The sequence below is a fragment of the Mesorhizobium yinganensis genome (genome assembly GCF_040081985.1).
Lineage (GTDB): Bacteria > Pseudomonadota > Alphaproteobacteria > Rhizobiales > Rhizobiaceae > Kumtagia > Kumtagia yinganensis.
Genome location: NZ_JBEBMH010000009.1, coordinates 48,350 through 69,182 on the forward strand (window position 1 = coordinate 48,350; position 20,833 = coordinate 69,182).

20 protein-coding genes are annotated in these 20,833 nt (G+C 64.2%); 15 read left to right on the top strand and 5 right to left on the bottom strand.

Going from position 1 to position 20,833, the window contains the following annotated elements:
* Positions 1-50: 50 nt before the first annotated feature.
* From ABMA59_RS17675 to purM, 4 genes are read right to left on the bottom strand one after another with little or no spacing between them, the layout of a single operon-like run.
* Positions 51-566, bottom strand: coding sequence for a SixA phosphatase family protein (locus tag ABMA59_RS17675; protein WP_349006700.1), 516 nt, complete (start codon positions 564-566; stop codon positions 51-53).
* 43 nt (positions 567-609) lie between these two features.
* Positions 610-1,641 carry a phytanoyl-CoA dioxygenase family protein gene (locus tag ABMA59_RS17680; protein ID WP_349006701.1) on the bottom strand — a complete coding sequence of 344 codons (1,032 nt, stop codon included), beginning with the start codon at positions 1,639-1,641 and terminating at the stop codon, positions 610-612.
* Between the two features lie 37 nt (positions 1,642-1,678).
* Complete coding sequence (gene purN / locus ABMA59_RS17685; RefSeq protein WP_349006702.1) at positions 1,679-2,386, bottom strand: phosphoribosylglycinamide formyltransferase; 708 nt, start codon at positions 2,384-2,386, stop codon at positions 1,679-1,681.
* The gene (purM, locus tag ABMA59_RS17690; RefSeq protein ID WP_349006703.1) at positions 2,383-3,447 is read right to left on the bottom strand and encodes a phosphoribosylformylglycinamidine cyclo-ligase; all 1,065 of its coding nucleotides are present in this window, start codon (positions 3,445-3,447) and stop codon (positions 2,383-2,385) included. Before purM ends, purN begins: the two co-directional genes overlap by 4 nt.
* Before the next feature lie 130 nt (positions 3,448-3,577).
* Here purM and ABMA59_RS17695 point away from each other — a divergent pair, with 130 nt between their 5' ends.
* From ABMA59_RS17695 to ABMA59_RS17730, 8 genes are all read left to right on the top strand, one after another.
* Positions 3,578-4,135 carry a CDP-alcohol phosphatidyltransferase family protein gene (locus ABMA59_RS17695; RefSeq protein ID WP_349006863.1) on the top strand — a complete coding sequence of 186 codons (558 nt, stop codon included), beginning with the start codon at positions 3,578-3,580 and terminating at the stop codon, positions 4,133-4,135.
* Positions 4,107-5,270, top strand: a complete 1,164-nt coding sequence (locus tag ABMA59_RS17700) for an AI-2E family transporter (protein ID WP_349006704.1) — start codon at positions 4,107-4,109, stop codon at positions 5,268-5,270. The genes ABMA59_RS17695 and ABMA59_RS17700 overlap by 29 nt, the downstream gene beginning before the upstream one ends.
* Before the next feature lie 64 nt (positions 5,271-5,334).
* The gene (hdaA, locus tag ABMA59_RS17705) at positions 5,335-6,027 is read left to right on the top strand and encodes a DnaA regulatory inactivator HdaA (RefSeq protein ID WP_349006705.1); all 693 of its coding nucleotides are present in this window, start codon (positions 5,335-5,337) and stop codon (positions 6,025-6,027) included.
* A 374-nt stretch (positions 6,028-6,401) separates the two neighbouring features.
* Positions 6,402-7,340, top strand: coding sequence for a substrate-binding domain-containing protein (locus tag ABMA59_RS17710; protein ID WP_349006706.1), 939 nt, complete (start codon positions 6,402-6,404; stop codon positions 7,338-7,340).
* A 104-nt stretch (positions 7,341-7,444) separates the two neighbouring features.
* On the top strand, positions 7,445-8,974 hold the full coding sequence (locus ABMA59_RS17715) for a sugar ABC transporter ATP-binding protein (RefSeq protein ID WP_349006707.1): 1,530 nt from the start codon (positions 7,445-7,447) through the stop codon (positions 8,972-8,974).
* Between the two features lie 48 nt (positions 8,975-9,022).
* Positions 9,023-10,051: an ABC transporter permease gene (locus ABMA59_RS17720; protein WP_425475940.1), complete on the top strand. Its 1,029-nt coding sequence runs from the start codon at positions 9,023-9,025 to the stop codon at positions 10,049-10,051.
* 112 nt (positions 10,052-10,163) lie between these two features.
* Positions 10,164-11,153: an inositol 2-dehydrogenase gene (gene iolG, locus ABMA59_RS17725; RefSeq protein WP_349006709.1), complete on the top strand. Its 990-nt coding sequence runs from the start codon at positions 10,164-10,166 to the stop codon at positions 11,151-11,153.
* A gap of 81 nt (positions 11,154-11,234) precedes the next feature.
* A complete protein-coding gene (locus tag ABMA59_RS17730; protein WP_349006710.1) occupies positions 11,235-12,029 on the top strand; it encodes an SDR family oxidoreductase in 795 nt (264 codons plus the stop codon).
* A gap of 322 nt (positions 12,030-12,351) precedes the next feature.
* Here ABMA59_RS17730 and ABMA59_RS17735 read toward each other — a convergent pair whose 3' ends face one another.
* Complete coding sequence (locus ABMA59_RS17735) at positions 12,352-13,461, bottom strand: Gfo/Idh/MocA family protein (protein WP_349006711.1); 1,110 nt, start codon at positions 13,459-13,461, stop codon at positions 12,352-12,354.
* A 137-nt stretch (positions 13,462-13,598) separates the two neighbouring features.
* Here ABMA59_RS17735 and ABMA59_RS17740 point away from each other — a divergent pair, with 137 nt between their 5' ends.
* The 7 genes from ABMA59_RS17740 (at position 13,599) to iolB (ending at position 20,819) form a co-directional block, all read left to right on the top strand.
* Positions 13,599-14,474, top strand: a complete 876-nt coding sequence (locus ABMA59_RS17740; RefSeq protein ID WP_349006712.1) for a MurR/RpiR family transcriptional regulator — start codon at positions 13,599-13,601, stop codon at positions 14,472-14,474.
* A 106-nt stretch (positions 14,475-14,580) separates the two neighbouring features.
* Positions 14,581-16,515: a bifunctional 5-dehydro-2-deoxygluconokinase/5-dehydro-2-deoxyphosphogluconate aldolase gene (locus ABMA59_RS17745; protein ID WP_349006713.1), complete on the top strand. Its 1,935-nt coding sequence runs from the start codon at positions 14,581-14,583 to the stop codon at positions 16,513-16,515.
* 34 nt (positions 16,516-16,549) lie between these two features.
* A complete protein-coding gene (iolD, locus tag ABMA59_RS17750) occupies positions 16,550-18,394 on the top strand; it encodes a 3D-(3,5/4)-trihydroxycyclohexane-1,2-dione acylhydrolase (decyclizing) (protein WP_349006714.1) in 1,845 nt (614 codons plus the stop codon).
* Between the two features lie 9 nt (positions 18,395-18,403).
* Positions 18,404-18,772, top strand: coding sequence for a hypothetical protein (locus ABMA59_RS17755; RefSeq protein WP_349006715.1), 369 nt, complete (start codon positions 18,404-18,406; stop codon positions 18,770-18,772).
* 51 nt (positions 18,773-18,823) lie between these two features.
* Positions 18,824-19,741 (top strand): myo-inosose-2 dehydratase, encoded by a 918-nt coding sequence (iolE, locus tag ABMA59_RS17760; RefSeq protein ID WP_349006716.1) that lies wholly within the window; start codon positions 18,824-18,826, stop codon positions 19,739-19,741.
* Positions 19,742-19,806: 65 nt separating this feature from the next.
* A complete protein-coding gene (locus ABMA59_RS17765; protein WP_349006717.1) occupies positions 19,807-20,016 on the top strand; it encodes a DUF3329 domain-containing protein in 210 nt (69 codons plus the stop codon).
* 5 nt (positions 20,017-20,021) lie between these two features.
* On the top strand, positions 20,022-20,819 hold the full coding sequence (gene iolB / locus ABMA59_RS17770) for a 5-deoxy-glucuronate isomerase (RefSeq protein ID WP_349006718.1): 798 nt from the start codon (positions 20,022-20,024) through the stop codon (positions 20,817-20,819).
* Positions 20,820-20,833: the final 14 nt, after the last annotated feature.

Genomic DNA, 20,833 nt, shown 5'->3' on the forward strand with positions numbered 1-20,833 from the left:
TGCGCTGGCGGATCGGCAATTCGGTGTGAAACCGGCCGTCCGGCGGTCATTTACCCAAGATCCTTCGGCCGTAGCATATGGGTGAGCCGCGCTGCGCCAAGGCGAAGTTCCTGCCATTCGCCAGCGAAGACGAAACGCGCCAGCGCCGCCGTCGGGAATTTTTCCCGCAGCCGGGACAATGTCCTTGCCTCGGACTCCAGCGACGCAAGCTGTCCGGCAAAATCTTCTATGCCAGGATTGTGGCCGACTACCAGCAACGTTTTTGCCCGCCCGCCAGCGTCGCGGATTTGCGTCAGCACCTGTTCAGCGGACGCCTCGTAAAGGTCTTTCCGGAAATCGGGTTTCGGCGGATCGGGCAGTTCCGCAGCCACGAGGTCCCATGTCTGCCGCGTGCGCAGGGCCGTCGATACGAGGGCGGCATCGGGCAGCCAGTCGCGCCGCACGAGTTCGCGCGCTATGCGCGGCGTGGCTTTGAGCCCGCGTGGAGCAAGGGGCCGGTCGAAATCGGCGAGGCCGGCGTCGTCCCAGCTCGATTTGGCGTGACGCAGGAGAAGCAATGTCTTCATGGGAGCCCGCTTCCTCGGACTGGAGGCATAATGTCAGCGGCGCTCACGGCTTTCGCTCCGCCGCCGGCCCGATGGTCCCCGCCTTCTTCCAGATTCGCCGCGTCAGTCCAGCGGCGACCAGCGCATCCTCGACCCACCATCCGATCAGCACCTTGCGCCCGTGCACGAAGGGCAGGAACGCCGTGTCGAGGAAGGTGAAAGGGTTGAACGGGTTGGGCCGCATGGAAGCGTAGATCTCGAGGCGGGTCGTGGCGTGCAGCGATTGTCCGCGCGCATGCAGGCCGAAGGTGTCGGCGACCACCAGCGTGTTTCCGGGCACCGCGAACACATGCCTGCCCGGCAGACGCAGGGCACGGAGCTGCTCGTCGGCGACGCGGAAGGCGCCGCCCTTGGTCGAGGCTTCAGAGGCGAGCACACTGCGGCGCTTGTGCCAGGCAAGGCGCCGCTTCGTCGGCCGGTGCGAGCCAGGCACATAGGTGAACGGTCCCTGGCCGGGCTCCACGTCGTGCAGGAAGAACCACGCCTTCATCGTTGGATGGAACGTGTCCATGTGAAGCCGGGTCTGCGGGTCGGTCTTCGATCCGTCAGGGGCCCCGAAAATCGTCTGGATGCAGACGATCGGCTCGGCGTTGAACCCGCCGATATAGCGGGTCAGTCCCCGCCATTCCGGCGTGTCGAGGAGTTTGCGCAATGCCGGCGCTTGTGCCAGCAGGGCGGGCGTGACCGCGATGCGCCGCGTCACCGCATTGCCTTCGCGCATCTCCCGCGCCGGCGCGGTGAGGGCGTGGATTTCGTCCACCAGCGCGGCATAGTCGGCCGCGGCAAGCAGGCCGCGCTTTTCGACAAAGCCCTTTTCGGCGAAGGCGACGCGATCCTCGGCGGAGACCAGATTTTGCAGCCGCTTGCGGCGGCGCTCGGCGACGAGATGCGCCATGCGCAGGCGCCAGACATGCAAACCCCGCCGGTTGAGTTCCTTATTGCCGAGCAGCGGGTCGGCGAAGGATTTGTAGCCGGACGCCAGCCGCAAGAGCGAAAGCGGCAGAAGCAGATAGCGCAGCGGTCCGGGCAGGCTCACGAAACGTGTCTCCTTGATGGCGGTCGCGCCTGTCCCGTCAGGGCGTGAACCGTGCGAGAGCCTGAAGGTCGACCTCTGTGGAGGATGCAACGAGGGAATCCAGGGAGGCACTGGCCGTGACGATCGGCGTCGATGGATCGAAAGCGGTCCTGCCACCCTCCATTCGCGCTTTCCCTTCGGCCACCAGCCGCAAGGCGCGCGGAAACAGCCGGTGCTCGGCCTTCAGCACGCGAGCGCCCAATGTGTCGGCGTCGTCGTCGAGCAATACCGGAACCGCCGCTTGTGCGATGATCGGCCCGTCATCCATCTGGGGCGTGACGAAATGTACGGTGCAGCCGTGGATACGCACGCCGGCGTCGAGCGCGCGCTGGTGGGTGTTCAGTCCCTTGAACAGAGGCAGCAGGGCGGGGTGGATATTGATCATCCGCCCGCGCCATTCGGCGACGAGTGCGTCGGTCAGCAGCCGCATATAGCCGGCAAGGCAGACGATTTCGGTGCCGAACACATGCAAGGTGGCGTCGATCGCCTGGTCGTGCGCCTCCTTGCTGTCGAAATCGGCGCGGGGAAGAACTTTTGTCACGATGCCGGCAGCGTCGGCATAGGCCAGGCCGGGCGCATCCGCCTTGTCGGAGATGACGCCGACGATCTCTGCGGGAAAGTCGGTTTCCTGCGCCGCCGTGATCAGCGCGGCCATGTTCGAGCCGCGCCCGGAAATCAGGATCGAAACGCGTTTCTTTCTGGTCATAAGGCAAGCGTCCCACGATAGATCACGCCCGCATCGCGCCGGGGCACGATGCGGCCGATCGGTGTGACAGCTTCGCCGGCTTCCTGCAGCACGGCGGCGACCTGCGCGGCCTGGCCGGCGGCCACCACGGCGATCATACCGACGCCGCAATTGAAGGTACGCATCATTTCCTGCGGCGTCACGCCGCCGGTCTTCGCAAGCCACGAGAAGACCGGGGGCACCTCGATGGAGTCGAGATCGAGGTCGGCGGAAAAATCCTTCGGCAGCACGCGCGGGATATTCTCCGGAAAGCCGCCGCCGGTGATGTGCGCCAGAGCCTTGATCCCGTGGGTGCCGCGGATCGCCTTGAGCAGGGGCTTCACATAGATGCGGGTCGGCTCCAGCAGCGCTTCGCCGAGGCTCAGGCCGTCGGCGAAGGGGGCAGGGGAGTTCCAGCCCAGGCCGGACAGTTCGATGATTTTCCGCGTCAGCGAAAAGCCGTTGGAATGCAGGCCGGAGGAGGCGAGGCCGAGGATGACGTCGCCCTCGACGATGTCGTCGGTGGGCAGCAACTGGCCGCGCTCGGCCGCACCCACGGCGAAGCCGGCGAGGTCGTAGTCCTTGCCGTGATACATGCCTGGCATCTCGGCCGTCTCGCCGCCGATCAGGGCGCATCCGGCCATGCGGCAACCCTCCGCGATGCCGCCGACGATCGCCACGCCCTGCTCGGGATCGAGTTTCCCCGTGGCGAAATAATCGAGGAAGAACAGCGGTTCCGCACCCTGCACGACGATGTCGTTGACGCACATGGCGACGAGGTCGATGCCGATCGTGCCGTGCCGCCCCGAATCGATGGCGATCTTGAGTTTGGTGCCGACACCGTCATTGGCCGCTACCAGCACGGGGTCCGAAAAGCCGGCGGCCTTCAGGTCGAACAGGCCGCCGAAGCCGCCGATCTCGCCATCCGCGCCCGGCCGGCGCGTGGCGCGCACCAGCGGCTTGATGCGCTCCACCATCTCGTTGCCGGCATCGATGTCGACGCCCGCCTCGGCATAGGTGAGCCCGTTCTTCTGCCCGCTCATCGCCTGGTTCCTTGCATCAGCGGCTCTTCGCATGATCCTAACCTGCCCGCAAGCATGGCGGCACCCTTGCGGCGCGTAGCGGCGTCGACCATCTATCGCAATACAAGAAACACGCCCGGAGGAAACGGCGCTGACCATCCCGAACCTGATCACGATCATGCGCTTTTTGCTGGTGCCGGGCGTGGTCTATGCGCTGCTGTCCGGCCGCATGGACTGGGCGCTGGCCGGTTTCGTGGTTGCCGGCGTTTCCGACGGCGTCGACGGTTTCATCGCGCGGCATTTCAACCAGCGTACCGAACTCGGCGCCTATCTCGATCCGATCGCCGACAAGCTGCTCTTGGTCAGCGTCTTCATCGTGCTGGGCATCATGGGCAATCTGCCGCTCTGGCTGGTGATCGCCGCTGTGACGCGCGATGCGCTGATCGTCACGGCCGTGATTCTGTCGTCGGTGATGGCGCGGCCGGTCGAGATGAAGCCGCTGATGGTGTCCAAGGTCAACACAACCTTCCAGATCGTGCTGGCCATATCCGTATTGGGAGAACTCGCCTTCAGCACCGATTTCGGCCGGTTTACCGACGGTCTTGTCTATCTCTGCGGGGTCTTGACCGTGGCTTCCGCCGCGGCCTATCTCGTCTCGTGGCTGAGGCACATGAACGGTTATGGCGAAGGCAAGACTGCAAACCGCTGAGGTCCCTGCCCAGGAAACGCCCGGCGCGGCCTTCCGTCGCCAGGCGGTTTTCTGGGCGGCCGCCGGCCTCCTTCTCGCCTTCTTCCTCTATCTGTTCAGCGAGATCCTGCTGCCCTTCGTGGCCGGCATGGTGCTTGCCTATTTCCTCGATCCGGTCGCCGACCGGCTGCAGCGGCTCGGCCTGTCGCGCCTCATGGCGACGATCCTGATCCTCTTCACCTTCATCATCGTGCTGGCAATCGGGCTGGTCATCCTCATCCCGCTGCTGGCGAAGCAACTTAATGATTTCATTGCGAAGCTGCCGGAATATCTCAGCCATTTCCAGGCGCTGATCACCAGCTTCGACCCGCAGTGGATCGAAAAGCGCTTCGGCGTGAACGCGACCGACCTGCGCGACGGGCTGAACTCGCTGCTGGCTTCGGGCGTCGGCTTCGTGACCGCGATCTTCACCTCGATCTGGAGTTCGGGCGTCGCGCTGTTCAGCGTCGCCAGCCTGTTCATCGTCACGCCGGTCGTGGCCTTCTACATGCTGCTCGACTGGGATCGCATGATCGCCCAGGTCGATAGCTGGGTGCCGCGCGACCACGTCCATACCGTCCGCCAGATCGCCGCCGACATCAATGTCGCGACGGCCGGCTTCGTGCGCGGGCAGGGCACGCTCTGCCTGGCGCTCGGCCTTATCTACGCCATCGGCCTGACGATAACCGGGTTGAACTTCGGCATCCTGATCGGCCTGTTCGCCGGGCTGATCAGCTTCATTCCCTATGTTGGGTCGCTGGTCGGGCTGGTTCTGGCGCTCGGCGTCGCCTTTGTCCAGTTCTGGCCGGACTGGCTGATGGTCGTCGCCGTCGCCTGCGTGTTCTTCGTCGGCCAGTTCATCGAGGGCAATATCTTGCAGCCGCGGCTGGTCGGCAAGAGCGTCGGACTGCATCCGGTCTGGCTGATGTTCGCGCTGTTCGCCTTCGGCGCACTGTTCGGTTTCGTCGGATTGCTGATCGCGGTGCCGGCCGCCGCCGCCATCGCCGTGCTCGTTCGCTTCGCCATCTCGCGCTACCTGGATTCGCCGCTCTATGTCGGCCATTCTCAGGACGCGGCGGTTGCGAAGCCGGCGAATGCGGTCAAGACGGCGGACTGACCTTGGCCCCGATACGTTTCCGCGAGAATGCCTGTCACGCCGCTTCAAAGGCGACGTGACGTTGATGCGAAAACCGGAACATCCCCGGCAATTGCCGCTCGACCTCGGCCATGCGCCCGGCCTGTCGCGCGACGACCTCGTTGTCTCCGCAGCCAACAGGGATGCATTGGCGCTGATCGAGCGCTGGCCGGACTGGCCGTCGCCAGTGGTGCTGCTGGCCGGCCCGCCCGGCTCGGGCAAGTCGCATCTCGCCGCCGTGTGGCGGGAGATGTCCGGAGCCGAATCCCTCACGGCGCGGAAACTCGAAGCCGACAGCTCCGAGCGGGCGGGCCGTGCCTATCTGGTCGAGGACGCCGACGCCCCTGGGCTCGACCAGACTGGCCTGTTCCACCTGATCAATGCGATGCGGAGCGGGGGAGGGCATTTGCTGCTCACCGCGCGGCGTTTTTCCTCCGCATGGGGCGTGACGTTGCCCGACCTCGCTTCCCGGCTGAAGGCCGCGACCACGGTCGAGATCCATGAACCCGATGACCTTCTGCTCGCAGGAGTGATCACAAAGCTCTTCGCCGACCGGCAGGTCGAGGTCGAGGCGAATGTCGTGCAGTTCCTGGTGCGGCGCATCGAACGGTCGCTATCGGCGGCGATCCAGACCGTGGAGCAACTCGACCGCACCGCGTTGGAACGGAAATCGCGGATCACGCGCGCCATGGCCGCCGAACTGACGGCCGAGATCGAGCAGAAGCGCTTCGAATTCTGACGAGGCCGTCCCTTCGGCGGCGTCTCGGCACCGCGAAGTTCCCCGCCGGGACGAGGCGGCGGCGTTGATGGCCGCCATGCCGCAAGATGCGGTGTAGCCTTATGCCGAAAACGGCCGGACCCTTGAAGCGTGTGCGAAACCGGCGGCGCCTGCCGTGCCGCATAATCGCCCTTGACGTGCGGGCGAATTTTGGAATAAATATTTCAAAATTGGTTCATACGGCTTGAACGTTCCGAATTGCGGAATGTCAGGAGGAGCGTGAAGCCCGGACGGAGGATCGTCCGCGGTTGGGCAAGCGAGACGGGCTTCCGGCACCGCCGGGGCTTCCGGTGACAACAGGGTGCATCCGGACACCTTTCGTGGAGGAGATGACAATGAAGAAATTGTTTCTGGGCGCCGCGATTGCCGCGCTTATGTCGAGTTCGGCTTTTGCGGGCGACATCGGCGTGTCGATGGCGAATTCCGACACCTTCCTGACCGTGCTCCGCAAGGGTATCGAGAAGTCGGCCGGCGACGCCAGCCAGCCGGTGCAGATCGAAATCGCCGACGATGACGTTAACAAGCAGCTCAGCCAGGTCCAGAATTTTATCGCCGCCAAGGTGGATGCGGTGATCGTCAACCCGGTCGACACCTCGGCCACCGCGCCGATGACCAAGCTCGCCAACGACGCCGGCATCCCGATCGTCTACGTCAACCGCCAGCCGATCGACGTCGACGCGCTGGGCGCGAAGGGCGCCTTCGTCGGTTCGAACGAGGTCGATTCCGGCACACTCGAGACCAAGGAAGTCTGCCGCATCCTCAAGGAAGCCGGCAAGACCGAGGCCGGCATCCTGATCATGGTCGGCGACCTCGCCAACCAGGCCGCCGTGCAGCGCACCAAGGACATCCATGACGTCAACGCCGGCAGCGAGTGCGGGGTAAAACTCAACGTCATCGACGAGCAGACCGCCGGCTGGGATCCGGTCAAGGCGCAGGACCTGATGACCAACTGGATCGCCGCCGGCCACAAGCCGGATGCCGTGATCTCCAACAATGACAACATGGCCATCGGCGCCATCAACGCCATGAAGGCGGCCGGCTGGGAGATGAAGGACGTGATCGTCGGCGGCGTCGACGCCACGCAGGAAGCGCTCGCCTATATGAAGGCCGGCGATCTCGACGTGACCGTGTTCCAGAACGCCGCCGCGCAGGGCAGCGGCGCCGTGGAAACCGCCATCAAGCTCGCCAAGGGCGAGGCGGTGACCTCCCCGGTCTGGGTGCCGTTCGAACTGGTGACCCCTGCCAACATGGATCAGTACACCACCAAGAACTGATCGCCTGACGATGTTGGGGAGCGCCGCCGAATGGCGGCGGCGCTCCCTCTCGTGATAAGACATCTAAGCCGCATTTCGAACCGGGTCTGGGAGGACTGAGCGGCATGCAAACCCTTGCGACAACGGAATCCAGCGTGGCGCCGCCCGGCGGCGACTATGTGCTTGAGGTCGAGAACGTCCGGAAGGAGTTTCCCGGCGTGCTGGCGCTCGACAACGTGCAGCTAAGACTGCGGCGCGGCAGCGTGCATGCGCTGATGGGCGAGAACGGCGCCGGCAAATCGACGCTGATGAAGATCGTCGCCGGCATTTACACACCGGATTCCGGCAATTTCCGACTGCGAGGCGAGGAGATACGGCTGAAAGGACCGCTCGACGCGCTGGAGAACGGCATCGCGATGATCCATCAGGAATTGAACCTGATGGCGCCGATGACGGTGGCGGAAAACATCTGGATCCGCCGCGAGCCCAAGACGCGGCTGGGCTTCATCGACCACGGCGAGATGCACCGCAGGACGGTCGACCTGTTCAAAAGGCTGAACATCCATATCGACCCAGACGTGAAGGTAGGAACTTTGAGCGTCGCCAGCCGTCAGATGGTCGAGATCGCCAAGGCGGTCTCCTACGAATCCGACGTGCTGATCATGGACGAACCGACCTCGGCGCTGACCGAGCGCGAAGTCGATCATTTGTTCACGATTATCCGCGGCCTGCGTTCTGAAGGCAAAGGCATCATCTACATCACCCACAAGATGAACGAACTGTTCGAGATCGCGGACGAGGTGTCCGTGTTCCGCGACGGCAAATACATTGCCACCAAGCCTTCGAGCGAGGTGACGCGCGACGAGATCATCCGCATGATGGTCGGCCGCGAGATCACCCAGATGTTCCCGAAGGAGACGGTGCCGATCGGCGAGGTGGTGCTTGCGGTGAAGGGCCTTACCCTGAACCGCGTCTTCCACGACGTTTCCTTCGAGGTGCGGTCGGGCGAGATTCTCGGCATTGCCGGGCTGGTCGGCTCGGGGCGCTCCAACATCGCGGAAGCGATCTTCGGCGTCACGCCGGCCAATAGCGGAACGATCGAACTGTTCGGAAAGCCGGTGCGGGTCGACAGTCCGGCGACCGCGATGAGCCATGGCATGGCGTTCCTCACCGAGGACCGCAAGGACACCGGCTGCTTCCTGCTGCTCGACATCCAGCAGAACACGCAGATTGCCGTGTTGCAGTCGGGCTACGTGAAGAACGGCTTCGTCGAGCAGAAGCGGCTCAGCAAGGACTCGCTGGCGATGAGCGATGCACTGCGCGTCAAGACGCCTGATATGTCGGAGCCGATCATCAACCTGTCGGGCGGCAACCAGCAGAAGGTGCTGATCGGCCGCTGGCTGCTGACCCGGCCGAAGATATTGATCCTAGACGAGCCGACGCGCGGCATCGATGTCGGGGCCAAGGCGGAGATCCACCGGCTGATCTCGAAGCTCGCCGGCGAGGGCGTCGCGGTCATCATGATTTCGTCCGAGATGCCGGAAGTGCTCGGCATGAGCGACCGCATCATGGTGATCCATGAAGGGCGAGTGACCGGCTTCCTGAACCGCGACGAAGCCAATCAGGTGAAGATCATGGAATTGGCGTCGCACTGACGGCGCCCAAGAAGCTGCAAAGGTGGAAGCATCATGTCGACCAGCGAGATGACCGCGCAGGCAAGCAGAATTGGAACGAAGAAGCGGCTGCCGCCGGAGGTGTCCATCCTCGGCGTGCTGATCGGCATCGCGCTGGTCTTCGAGATCCTCGGCTGGATCCTCGTCGGCGACAGTTTCCTGGCCAACAAGCAGCGCCTGTCGATCATCATCCTGCAGGTCTCGGTGATCGGCATCATCGCCGTCGGCGTCACGCAGGTGATCATCACCAGCGGCGTCGACCTTTCGTCTGGTTCGATCGTCGGCTTTGTGGCGATGGTGGCGGCGTCGCTGGCGCAGACTTCGACAAACGCCCGCGCCGTCTATCCGGCGCTGACCGACATCTCGCCGGTGTGGCCGGTGCTTGCCGGCCTGGCGGTGGGGCTGGCGGCGGGCGCGGTCAACGGCATGGTGATCGCCTTCAGCGGCATACCGCCCTTCATCGCCACGCTGGGCATGATGGTGTCGGTGCGCGGCCTTGCGAAGTGGTATACCAACGGCCAGCCGGTGGCGCTGCTCAACGAGAATTTCACCTGGCTGGGCAAGAGTTTCGACGTCTGGGGTTTCCCGGTGCCCTTGCCGGTGATCATCTTCCTGCTGGTCGCCGTCATCTTCCACATCGCGCTCGGCTACACACGCTACGGCAAGTTCACCTACGCCATCGGCGCCAACCCGCAGGCCGCGCGCGTTTCGGGCATCAATATCGGCAACCATCTGATCAAGGTCTACGCCATCGCCGGTCTGCTATCGGGCCTGGCGGGCGTGGTCACTGCGGCGCGCGCGCAATCCGGCCAGCCGGGCATGGGCGTTGCCTACGAACTCGATGCCATCGCCGCGGCGGTCATCGGGGGCACCTCGCTCGCCGGCGGTGTCGGCCGCATCTCCGGCACGGTGATCGGTACGATCATCCTCGGCGTGCTGACCTCGGGCTTCACCTTCCTCAAGGTCGGCGCCTACTACCAGGAGATCATCAAGGGCCTGATCATCGTGGCGGCTGTCATCATCGACCAGCAGCGGCAGAACAGGCGCAAGAAGGCCTGATGCCGGCTATGACTTCTCTTTCGCGCTGCGTATGGCAAGGCGCCGTGACAGGGCCAAAGATTCACAATCATCCGTCCGGAACAAGCGGACACACTTGCAACGAGGATCGAATATGACAGTTCGTTTTGGCCTGCTCGGCGCCGGCCGTATCGGAAAAGTCCATGCGAGAGCCATCGGCTCCAACCCGGGGGCCGAACTGGTGGCCGTCGCCGACGCTTTCGAAAAGGCTGCGAAGGACATTGCCGACGCCTATGGCTGCTCTATCCGCAGCATCGAGGAGATCGAGAAGGCGGATGACATCGACGCCGTGGTGATCTGCACGCCGACTGACACGCACGCCGACCTGATCGAGCGTTTCGCCAGGGCCGGCAAGGCGATCTTCTGCGAAAAACCCATCCATCTCGACGTCGCGCGCGTCGAAAAGTGCCTGGAGGTGGTGGACAAGACCGGCGCGACGCTGATGGTCGGCTTCAACCGCCGCTTCGATCCGCACTTCGCCGCGGTCCGCAAGGCGATCGACGATGGCGCCATCGGTAAGGTCGAGCAGGTGGTCATCACCTCGCGCGACCCCGGTCCGCCGCCGCTCGACTACATCGGCCGTTCCGGCGGCATTTTTCGCGACATGACGATCCATGATTTCGATATGGCGCGCTTCCTGCTCGGCGAGGAGCCGGTGAAGGTGCTGGCGACGGCCTCGGTGCTGGTCGACAAGAAGATCGGCGAAGCCGGCGATTTCGACAGCGTCAGCGTCATCCTGACGACCGCCAGCGGACGCCAATGCGTCATCACGAATTCGCGCCGTGCCACCTATGGCTACGACCAGCGTATCGAGGTTCATGGTTCGGAAGGCATGGTCGCCGCCGAGAACCAGCGGCCGGTCTCGATCGAACTCGCCAACGGCAAGGGTTATACAAGACCGCCGCTGCACGATTTCTTCATGACCCGCTACATCGACGCCTACGCCAACGAGATCGCAAGCTTCATCGAGGCGGCAAGCAAGGGCAAGAAGGCCTCGCCGGGCGGACAGGATGGGCTGCTGGCGCTGAAGCTTGCCGATGCGGCGCTGAAATCGGTCGGGGAAGGCAAGGCCGTCCAGATCTGAGGGGCTTGCCGGTCTACGCATACGGTTCGACATGCCGCGCCTGCCGGATCAGGGCAGGGCGGTTTCGTTTTTGAAGGAGAGATGGATATGGATGAGGGACGCAACAGCACCACACGCGCCATCGTGACGGGCGGTGCGCAAGGGGTCGGCTTCGCGGTGGCGAGCCGCCTGGTGGACGAGGGTTGCAGGGCCGTGGCGCTGGTCGGCCGCTCGAAGGAGAAGGGCAAGGTCGCGGTCGACATGCTGAAGAAGAAGGGCGCGGATGCGATCTTCATCAGCGCCGACCTGTCGGACGCCGCGGCCAGCGGCCATGTCGTGGCCGAGGCGCTCGGGCATTTCGGCAGCCTGAATGCTCTGGTCAACGCCGCCGCCACCTCTGCGCGCGGCTCGCTGATCGACACGACGCCGGAAGTTTTCGACCAGATTTTCCACACCAATGTGCGCGGGCCGTTCTTCCTGATGCAGAGATTGGTGCGCCATCTGCTGGAGGCCGAGAAGCCCGGCTCGATCGTCAACGTGCTGTCGATGTCGGCGCATGCCGGCCAGTCGTTCCTGGCGCCGTATTCGTCGAGCAAGGGCGCCCTGGCGGTGCTCACCAAGAACGCCGCCAACGCCTACCGCAAGAACCGCATCCGCGTGAACGCCGTGCTTCCCGGCTGGATGGACACGCCCGGCGAGGCCATCGTGCAGCAGAAATGGCACGACGCCCCCGCCGACTGGCTTGAGAAAGCCGAGGCCGCGACGCCGATGGGCCAGCTCGCCAAGCCCGACCAGCTCGCCGGCCTGATCGCCTACATGATCAGTCCGCATTCCGGCATCATGACCGGCTCGCTGGTGGACTACGACCAGAACGTCGCGGGGGTGGTGGGGGAGTAAGTCCTGTGTTCTTCCCGTAAGCAGCAGGGTAATCACATCTGGCCCCATCCGCTCCGATCCGGCTTCGTCGGCTCGTTTCGGCCCCACCCCCTCTCCGGCCCTTCGGGCCACCTCTCCCCCTGCCCGGGGGAGAGGATACGCAGCGTCGGCGATTGGCGCTCCCCCCGTGGCCGGCTATCCTCTCCCCCGGGCAGGGGGAGAGGTGGCCCGAAGGGCCGGAGAGGGGGTGATGCCTCCTCGTCTGGCCATAGGCGAGGCGCGGAGGATCATTTACCAAAGCAAGCCCATATGCGAAAATCCTCTCCCATCGGGCAAAATAGAGCTACCGCACCTCCACCCACGACGACAGTTCGAACGAGCGCGCCATCGCATGCACGGTGCGCTCAATCTCCAGCCCTTCGGCGAAATCGACGATGTGAGCCGGCTTGCCTTCCAGCTGTGAGATCAACTCCCGGCATTCGATGGTCTTCAGGTCGTTGAAGCCGAGGCCGTGGCCGGGTGCCGGGATGAACTTGTCGTAGGGCCGGTGCTGCGGCGCGGTCAGGATGGTGCGGTAGCCCTGCTCGGTGGGGCGGTCGGAGGTCACATAGAGCTGCAGCTCGTTGAAGCGCTCCTGATCGAAGACGATCGAACCCTTCGAACCGAAGATCTGAATGGCGATGCGGCCCTTGCGCCCCCAGGCCGAGCGGTTGACCAGCAGTGTCCCGGCAATGCCGTTCTCCAGACGCATCAGCACGCTGGCGATGTCGTAGGTCTCGACGGCCCTGCGTCCGCCGCCGGCCACTTGCCGGTCGGCATAGGGTTTCGTCATGTCGCACATGACGCGCGAGACTCGCCCGAACAGTTTTGACACAAGCGACAGCGGATGCACGGCGAAATCGTCGAGCGCGCCGTAACCGGACGCGGCCTCGTGTTTCCAGAAGAACAGGGCTTCCGGATCGGCCATGAAGTCCTCGTCCATCTCGATGCGGACAAGGTTGACGTCGCCGATGATCTTTTCGTCGAGCAGTTGCCTTATGTGCCGGAAGGCGGGGCTCTGGATGTAGTTGTAGCCGAGCACCGCGACCTTGCCGGATATCCGCGCCTCATCCGTCATGGCTTGCGATTCCGCCAGCGCCGGCGCCATCGGCTTCTCGCACCAGACATGCTTGCCGGCCCTCAGCGCTTCGATCGCCATCTCCGGATGGAACTGGTTGGGCGAGGTGACTGAGACGATGTCGACCTCGGGGTCGTTCACCACGGCGCGCCAGTCGCCCGACGCCTTTGCGAAGCCGAACTCGCGGCCCTTCTTCTTAGCCAGCTCGTCGTTTGCCTCGCCGAGATGGACGAGCTTTATTTCCGGCACGTCACCGAATACGGTGCCGACCGAGTTCCACGCCAGTGCGTGGCATTTGCCCATGAAGCCCGTGCCGATCAGTCCGACGCCAATCATTCCCTGTTCTCCAAGCTTGTCCGCCGGCTCCAGCGGCGATTTTGTACGAAATAGTCGATTTTTTGTTGAAATGGAACGGCTGGTTCATTTTATTGTGCAGACGTGTCGTAGAGGCATGATCCGGGAGGCCGGCGCGGATGACTGATGTGGAGCAAACAGTGGACGAGGCGCCGCGCGACTATGACACGCTGCGCGCGCTGATCCTCGAACGCCGGCAGTCCTTGCCGAAGCGCATCGCCCAGGTCGCCGCCTATTCGCTCGACAACCCCGACGAGATCGCCTTCGGCACGGCGGCGAGCATCGCCGCGTCCGCTGGCGTGCAGCCCTCGACATTGATCCGGTTTGCCCAGCATCTCGGTTTCGCCGGCTTCACCAGCCTGCAATCGGTGTTCCGTGAAAGACTGCGCGAGCGCAATTCGTCCTACGAGGAGCGGCTGAGCGGCCTGCGCGCCGAAGGCAGCGACGCGGCCAGCAGCCGCGCCCTTCTCGACGGCTTCCTGACGGCGTCGGAGAATTCGCTCGCCACCATGGCGCGCACGCTCGACCAGAAGGTGCTCGATAAAGCCATCGCCATGCTGGCCGAGGCGGAGACCATTTTTATCCTGGCGCGGCGCCGGTCCTACCCGGTCGCAAGTTACATTGCCTATGCGCTCGGCAAGCTGAAGGTCCGCAGCCAGATCGTCGAATCGCCATCCGGGCTCAACCCGGAAGTGATTTCCTTCGCCACCGTGCGCGACGCCGCGCTGGCGATAAGTTTTTCACCCTATGCGCCGGCGACCATCGAGGAAGCCCGGCTGCTGTCGGAGCAGGGCGTGCCGATGGTCGCCATCACCGACAGCGCGTTTTCGCCCCTGGCGCAGTTCGCTGATGTCTGGTTCGAGGTCGCCGAGGCGGACTACAGCGGCTTCCGCTCGCTTTCCGCGACCATGGCGCTTTCCATGGCACTGTCGGTCGGTGTGGCCGAGAAGCGGCGGTCGTTGTCTCGGCGCGGAAAGAAGACCAGCCTCCAATAGGGAACGTATATTCCATATTGACTAATCCATAGAATTATCATTTCATTGGAGCATCGTAGCGCGCAGGGCCGGCGGGTGGCGCGTCTTTCGACGATGGGAGGCGATCATGGCGAATCCGCCGGACGGAAACGCGGCTGAACTCGATGTCATAACCATGGGCCGCGCGTCCGTGGACCTTTATGGACAGCAGATCGGCTCGCGCCTCGAAGACATAACCTCCTTCGCAAAATCGGTCGGCGGCTGCCCCGCCAACATCGCCATCGGCACGGCGCGCCTCGGACTGCGCTCGGCGCTGCTGACGCGCGTCGGCGACGAGCAGATGGGCCGTTTCATCCGCGAGCAACTGCGGCGCGAGGGCGTGTCGGTCGATGGGCTGGTCACCGACAAGGACCGGCTGACGGCGCTGGTGCTGCTGGCGGTGGAGGAGGAAGGCGTATCGCCGATGATCTTCGTGCGCACCGACTGCGCCGACATGGCGCTGAATCCGGACGATGTCGACGAGGCTTTCGTCGCCTCGGCGCGCGCCGTCGTGGTCACCGGCACGCATTTCTCGCGGGAAAATACCGAAGCCGCGCAGCGCAAGGCGATAAAAATCGCCAAGGCGCATGGCCGAAAAGTGGTGTTCGACATCGACTACCGGCCGAACCTCTGGGGCCTCGCCGGCCATGCCGCCGGTTTCGAGCGCTATGTGAAATCCGACCGGGTTTCGAGCCAGCTCAAATCCGTGCTGCCGGATTGCGACCTGATCGTCGGCACCGAAGAGGAGATCATGATCGCTTCGGGCGCCGACGATCCGCTGAGCGCGCTGAAGGCGATCCGCGCCGTGTCGCAGGCGACCATCGTGCTGAAACGCGGCGCGATGGGCTGCATCGTTTATGACGGCCCGATCAGCGACGATCTCGAGGACGGCGTGGTCGGAAGGGGTTTTCCGATCGAAGTGTTCAACGTGCTCGGTGCCGGCGACGCCTTCATGTCCGGCTTGCTGCGCGGCTGGCTGGGCGGCGAAAGCCTGGAGACGGCGGCGACCTGGGCCAATGCCTGCGGGGCGTTCGCCGTGTCGCGGCTGCTCTGTTCGCCGGAATATCCGACCTGGGCGGAATTGCAGTATTTCCTAGAAAACGGCAGTCCACACCGCGCCCTGCGCAAGGACGAGACGCTCAACACCATCCATTGGGCGACGACGCGCCGCCGCGAGATCCCGTCGCTGATGGCCTTTGCGATCGACCACCGCGTCCAGCTCGAAGAGGCCGCGGCCGCGGCCGGCGTGGACGCCAAAAAGATCGGGCAATTCAAGGTGCTGGCCGTGAAGGCCGCGGCGCGCGTCGCCGATGGACGCGACGGCTACGGCATGCTGATCGACGAGAAGCATGGCCGCGATGCCATGTTCGAATTCGCGCGGCATCCCTTCGCCTGGCTCGGCCGCCCGGTCGAACTGCCGGGCTCGCGGCCGCTGCGCTTCGAATTCAGCCAGGACATCGGCTCGCAACTGGTCGAATGGCCGGTCGAGCACTGCATAAAGTGCCTATGCTTCTATCACCCGGACGATCCCGCGGCGCTGAAGCTGGAGCAGCAGGAAAAACTGCGCACCTTGTTCGAAGCCGCGCGCAAGGTAGGTCGCGAACTGCTGGTCGAGATCATCGCCGGCAAGCATGGCCCGCTGGCCGAGGACACTGTTCCGCGCGCCCTGGAAGAGCTTTATGCGCTGGGCATCAAGCCGGACTGGTGGAAGCTGGAGCCGCGGAGTTCCGCGGCCGCATGGCGGCGCATCGGCGCCGTCATCGAAAGCAACGATCCGCTCTGCCGTGGCGTGGTGCTGCTCGGCCTCGAAGCGCCGGAAAATGAGCTTGTCCAAGCGTTTCGCGCGACAGCCGACGCGCCAGTGGTCAAGGGTTTCGCCGTCGGCCGCACCATTTTCATGGAGCCGGCGGAGCGCTGGTTCGCAGGCAGGATCGGCGACGAGGAAGCGATTGCCGAGATGGCCGGACGCTTCGAGCGGCTGACCTCGGCGTGGCTTGCGGCCCGTAGCCGCAAGGCTGCATAGTCCGTAAAAAACCGGCACGGTTCGGGAGGAACGCATGACCAAGACCATCCGCCTGACCATGGCGCAGGCGCTGACGCGCTATATGACCCGCCAGATGACCGAGATAGACGGTCGAAAAGTGCCGATCTTCGGCGGCGTCTGGGCGATCTTCGGCCACGGTAATGTGGCGGGCGTGGGCGAGGCGCTTTACCAGGTCCGTGACGAACTGCCGACCTACCGTGCGCACAACGAGCAGGGCATGGCGCATGCGGCGATTGCCTTCGCCAAGGCGAGTTTCCGGCGCCGCTTCATGGCCGCGACCTCGTCGATCGGGCCGGGCGCCACAAACATGGTGACGGCGGCCGCGCTCGCGCATGTCAACCGCATCCCGCTGCTGCTGCTGCCCGGCGATGTCTTCGCCAACCGCGCGCCGGACCCGGTGCTGCAGCAGGTGGAAGACTGGGCCGACGGCACCGTCTCCGCCAACGACTGTTTCCGCCCGGTCAGCCGCTATTTCGACCGCATCACGCGGCCGGAGCAGATCATGTCCGCGCTGAACCGTGCCATGCAGGTTCTGACCGATCCCGCCGAATGCGGGCCGGTGACGCTCAGCCTCTGCCAGGACGTGCAGGCCGAGGCCTTTGATTATCCGAAGAGCTTTTTCGAGGAGCGCTTGTGGATTCCGCGCCGGCCCCGGCCGGATGAGCGCGAATTCGAGGCCGCAGTGGCGGCACTGAAGGGCGCGGAAAAACCGGTGATTATCGCCGGCGGTGGCGTGCTCTATTCGGAAGCCACCGAGACGCTGAAAGCTTTTGCCGAGAAACACGGCATCCCGGTGATGGAGACCAATGCCGGCAAGTCGAGCCTGCCGCACGACCACCCGCTCAACATGGGTTCGGTCGGCGTCACCGGATCGTCGGCCTCCAACCTGCTTGCCGAACAGGCGGATTTGGTGCTGGCGGTCGGCTCGCGGCTTCAGGATTTCACCACCGGCTCCTGGGCGCTGTTCAAGGCGGATGGCGTAAAAATAATTGGACTGAATACCCAGCCTTTCGACGCCGGAAAACACCGTGCGCTGCCTCTGGTCGCCGACGCCAAAGCCGGGTTGGAGGCGCTGGAATCCAGCCTCGGCGGCCGGAAATCGCCTGACGCCTGGGTGGCGACGGCGAAGACCGCCAAGGCCGATTGGCTGAAGGCGGCGAAGGCGGTCACCGATCCGACCAACGCGCTGCCGTCGGACGCGCAGGTCATCGGCGCGGTGCATCGCGCGCGCGGCTCCACGGCGACGCTGGTCTGCGCCTCGGGCGGACTGCCGGGCGAATTGCACAAGCTGTGGCCGGCCGGGGCGCCGGGCAGCTACCACATGGAATACGGCTATTCGACCATGGGCTACGAGATCGCCGGCGGTCTCGGCGTAAAGCTCGCTAAGCCGGACCACGACGTCATCGTCATGCTCGGCGACGGCAGCTACATGATGATGAATTCCGAGATCGCCACCTCGGTGATGATCGGCCAGAAGCTGACCATCGTCGTGCTCGACAACAGGGGTTTCGGCTGCATCAACCGGCTGCAGATGGCGACCGGCGGGGCCAACTTCAACAATCTGCTGAAGGACGCCAGACACGAGGTGCTGCCGGAGATCGATTTCGCCGCACACGCCGCCGCGATGGGCGCAGTTGCGCGCAAGGTGGCGTCGATCGCCGAACTGGAGCGCACGCTGAAGGACGCGGAGGCGGATACGAAAACGTCGGTTATCGTCATCGAAACCGATCCGCTGATCTCGACGGATGCCGGCGGCCACTGGTGGGACGTCGCGGTGCCGGAGGTTTCCGTGCGGCCGACTGTGAATGCAGCGCGCGAGAAGTATGAGGAAGCACTGAAGCAGCGTGTGGGCGTCTAAAGGCACGCAATGTCGGAATACGCTTTCACTGCTGCGAACGTCGGCAAGATCGTCGAGGATCAACTCGCGATCATGCCGGGGAATACGGCCGAGAGAGTCAGAAGATATCTGGTCGAACCTTACCTCTCGGTACGACCCTGGTCCTATGGCCCCGAATTGTTCCCGTGTTGGATTGTCCTGGTTGACGACGAGAAAAGCAGCGGGACTGGCATCGCGTTTTGCAGGGAGGGCGTTTGGAGGCCGGAGTTGAAGTGGATATTGCTCTGGGCCGTCCCGGACAGTGGCTATGAGCATCTGGGCCAGGATTCGAGCTGGTTTACTTCACTGGAAGCGGCGTTCAATGACTCGTTCATGTCGACCGACCCTGCTGAGAATTAGATGATGGCGCCCATAAAAGGTCGGGCGCGCTTGGGAAATCGGAGTAAAGAATTGAAAGCCAAACTGGGCATGTCCCCCATCGCGTGGTGGAACGACGATCTTGTCGAACTCTCCGACGACGTCTCGCTGGAAGAATGCCTGCGGCAGTCGCGCTCGGCCGGTTTTACCGGCATGGAGAAGGGGCGGCGCTTTCCCGAAGACCCGGAGATCATGCTGCCGATCCTGAAAGCGGCGGACGTGACCCTCTGTGGCGGCTGGTTCTCCGGCACGCTGGTCACCGAGGATATTTCCGCCAACAAGGACCGCATCCAGCCGATGATCGACCTGTTCAAGGCGGTCAATGCGCCCTGCATCGTCTATGGCGAGGTCGGCCGCTCGATCCAGGGCGATCGCTCCAAGCCGCTGGCCGGCAAGGCCGTGCTCTCCGACGATGAGATGAGGGCCTATGCGAAGCGTGTGACCGAGTTCGGCGAATGGTGCGCCGGGCAGGGCTTGCCGCTGTCTTATCACCACCACATGGCGGCGGTCGTCCAGTTCGAGCACGAGCTCGACGCCTTTATGAATTTTTCGGGGGAGGGGATTCCGCTGCTGCTTGACGCTGGGCATCTGGCCTTTGCCGGGGGCAATGTGTTGCGCGCCATCGACAGGCATCACAAGCGCATCAGCCATGTGCATGTGAAGGACATCCGCCAATCTGTGATCGACGGCCTCGACTGGTCGAAACAGTCATTCCTCGACGCGGTGGCGCTCGGCGCCTTCACCGTGCCGGGAGACGGTTCACTCGATTTCGGCGCAATCGTCCGGAAATTCGCGGACTACGGCTATGAAGGCTGGTTCGTGGTCGAGGCCGAGCAGGACCCGCGCAAAAACCCGCCGCTGAAAATGGCCGAGGTCGGCCACAAGGAATTGATGCGGGTGATGACGGCGGCGGGCTACACGGTGGAGACACAGGGTTTTCCGGTCGCCTGAGCATGGTATGAGGGGATCGGCGCTCTCAGCCGCGCCAAGGTAAGCAGAACCCGACGGATACCCTCATGGCCAACGACCGCGACCACCCCTGGCTCCGCCCCTTGTGGCTCCGCGTGGCGATCGTCGTGCTATGCGCGATCTGGTCGGGCATCGAGTTCTACACCGGAGAGGCCCTCTGGGGCACGCTTGCCGGCGGCATGGCAGTCTATGCAGCCTGGATGTATGTGTGGACCTATCCCAAGCCGCAGGAGCAGCAGGAACAGAAGAAGGAATGACTGAGATGTCGAAGCTCCTGATCAAGCGCAAGGCCGGTGACGGGCTGGTCGCGCAAGTGACGCCGCAAAGCGCCGGCTGGGGTTATGTCGGCTTCGAGCTTCATCGGGTGAAACCCGGCCAGGCGGTGTCGGCATCGACGGGTTCGCAGGAAGCCTGCCTGGTCTTCGTCACGGGAAAGGGCGAGGCGACAGCCGACGGCGAGGATTTCGGCGTGCTCGGCGCGCGCATGTCGCCCTTCGAGGGAAAACCCTGGTCGCTCTACGTCCCGCAGGACTCCGAGTGGTCGGTCACCGCCGAGACCGATCTCGAACTCGCCGTCTGCCTGGCGCCCGGGCTGGGCAAAGGCCTGCCGGCGCGGGTGATCGGCCCCGACGACGTCAAGCAGGAAGTCCGCGGCAAAGGCACCAACACCCGCTACGTCACCAACATCCTGCCGGAAGGTGAGCCGGCGGATTCCTTGCTGGTGGTCGAGGTGATCACGCCGGGCGGCCACACCTCCAGCTATCCCCCGCACAAGCACGACCAGGACAACCTGCCGGCGGAATCCTATCTCGAGGAGACCTATTATCATCGCCTGAACCCGCCCCAGGGCTTCGGCTTCCAGCGCGTCTACACCGACGACCGCTCCCTGGACGAGGTGATGGCGGTGGAGGACGGCGACATCGTCATGGTGCCGAAGGGCTATCACCCCTGCGCCGCCTGCCATGGCTACGATCTCTATTATCTCAACGTCATGGCCGGGCCGAAGCGGACCTGGAAGTTCCACAACGCACCCGAGCACGAATGGCTGATGAAGGCATAGTGGGCGGTAAGGCC

Bases quoted from the DNA above. Each gene is read 5' to 3' on its own strand.
- ABMA59_RS17675 (WP_349006700.1), bottom strand. From the start codon at position 566: ATGAAGACATTGCTTCTCCTGCGTCACGCCAAATCGAGCTGGGACGAC.
- purN (WP_349006702.1), bottom strand. From the start codon at position 2,386: ATGACCAGAAAGAAACGCGTTTCGATCCTGATTTCCGGGCGCGGCTCG.
- purM (WP_349006703.1), bottom strand. From the start codon at position 3,447: ATGAGCGGGCAGAAGAACGGGCTCACCTATGCCGAGGCGGGCGTCGAC.
- ABMA59_RS17700 (WP_349006704.1), top strand. From the start codon at position 4,107: ATGGCGAAGGCAAGACTGCAAACCGCTGAGGTCCCTGCCCAGGAAACG.
- hdaA (WP_349006705.1), top strand. From the start codon at position 5,335: ATGCGAAAACCGGAACATCCCCGGCAATTGCCGCTCGACCTCGGCCAT.
- ABMA59_RS17710 (WP_349006706.1), top strand. From the start codon at position 6,402: ATGAAGAAATTGTTTCTGGGCGCCGCGATTGCCGCGCTTATGTCGAGT.
- ABMA59_RS17715 (WP_349006707.1), top strand. From the start codon at position 7,445: ATGCAAACCCTTGCGACAACGGAATCCAGCGTGGCGCCGCCCGGCGGC.
- ABMA59_RS17720 (WP_425475940.1), top strand. From the start codon at position 9,023: ATGACCGCGCAGGCAAGCAGAATTGGAACGAAGAAGCGGCTGCCGCCG.
- iolG (WP_349006709.1), top strand. From the start codon at position 10,164: ATGACAGTTCGTTTTGGCCTGCTCGGCGCCGGCCGTATCGGAAAAGTC.
- ABMA59_RS17730 (WP_349006710.1), top strand. From the start codon at position 11,235: ATGGATATGGATGAGGGACGCAACAGCACCACACGCGCCATCGTGACG.
- ABMA59_RS17735 (WP_349006711.1), bottom strand. From the start codon at position 13,461: ATGATTGGCGTCGGACTGATCGGCACGGGCTTCATGGGCAAATGCCAC.
- ABMA59_RS17740 (WP_349006712.1), top strand. From the start codon at position 13,599: ATGACTGATGTGGAGCAAACAGTGGACGAGGCGCCGCGCGACTATGAC.
- ABMA59_RS17745 (WP_349006713.1), top strand. From the start codon at position 14,581: ATGGCGAATCCGCCGGACGGAAACGCGGCTGAACTCGATGTCATAACC.
- iolD (WP_349006714.1), top strand. From the start codon at position 16,550: ATGACCAAGACCATCCGCCTGACCATGGCGCAGGCGCTGACGCGCTAT.
- ABMA59_RS17755 (WP_349006715.1), top strand. From the start codon at position 18,404: ATGTCGGAATACGCTTTCACTGCTGCGAACGTCGGCAAGATCGTCGAG.
- ABMA59_RS17765 (WP_349006717.1), top strand. From the start codon at position 19,807: ATGGCCAACGACCGCGACCACCCCTGGCTCCGCCCCTTGTGGCTCCGC.
- iolB (WP_349006718.1), top strand. From the start codon at position 20,022: ATGTCGAAGCTCCTGATCAAGCGCAAGGCCGGTGACGGGCTGGTCGCG.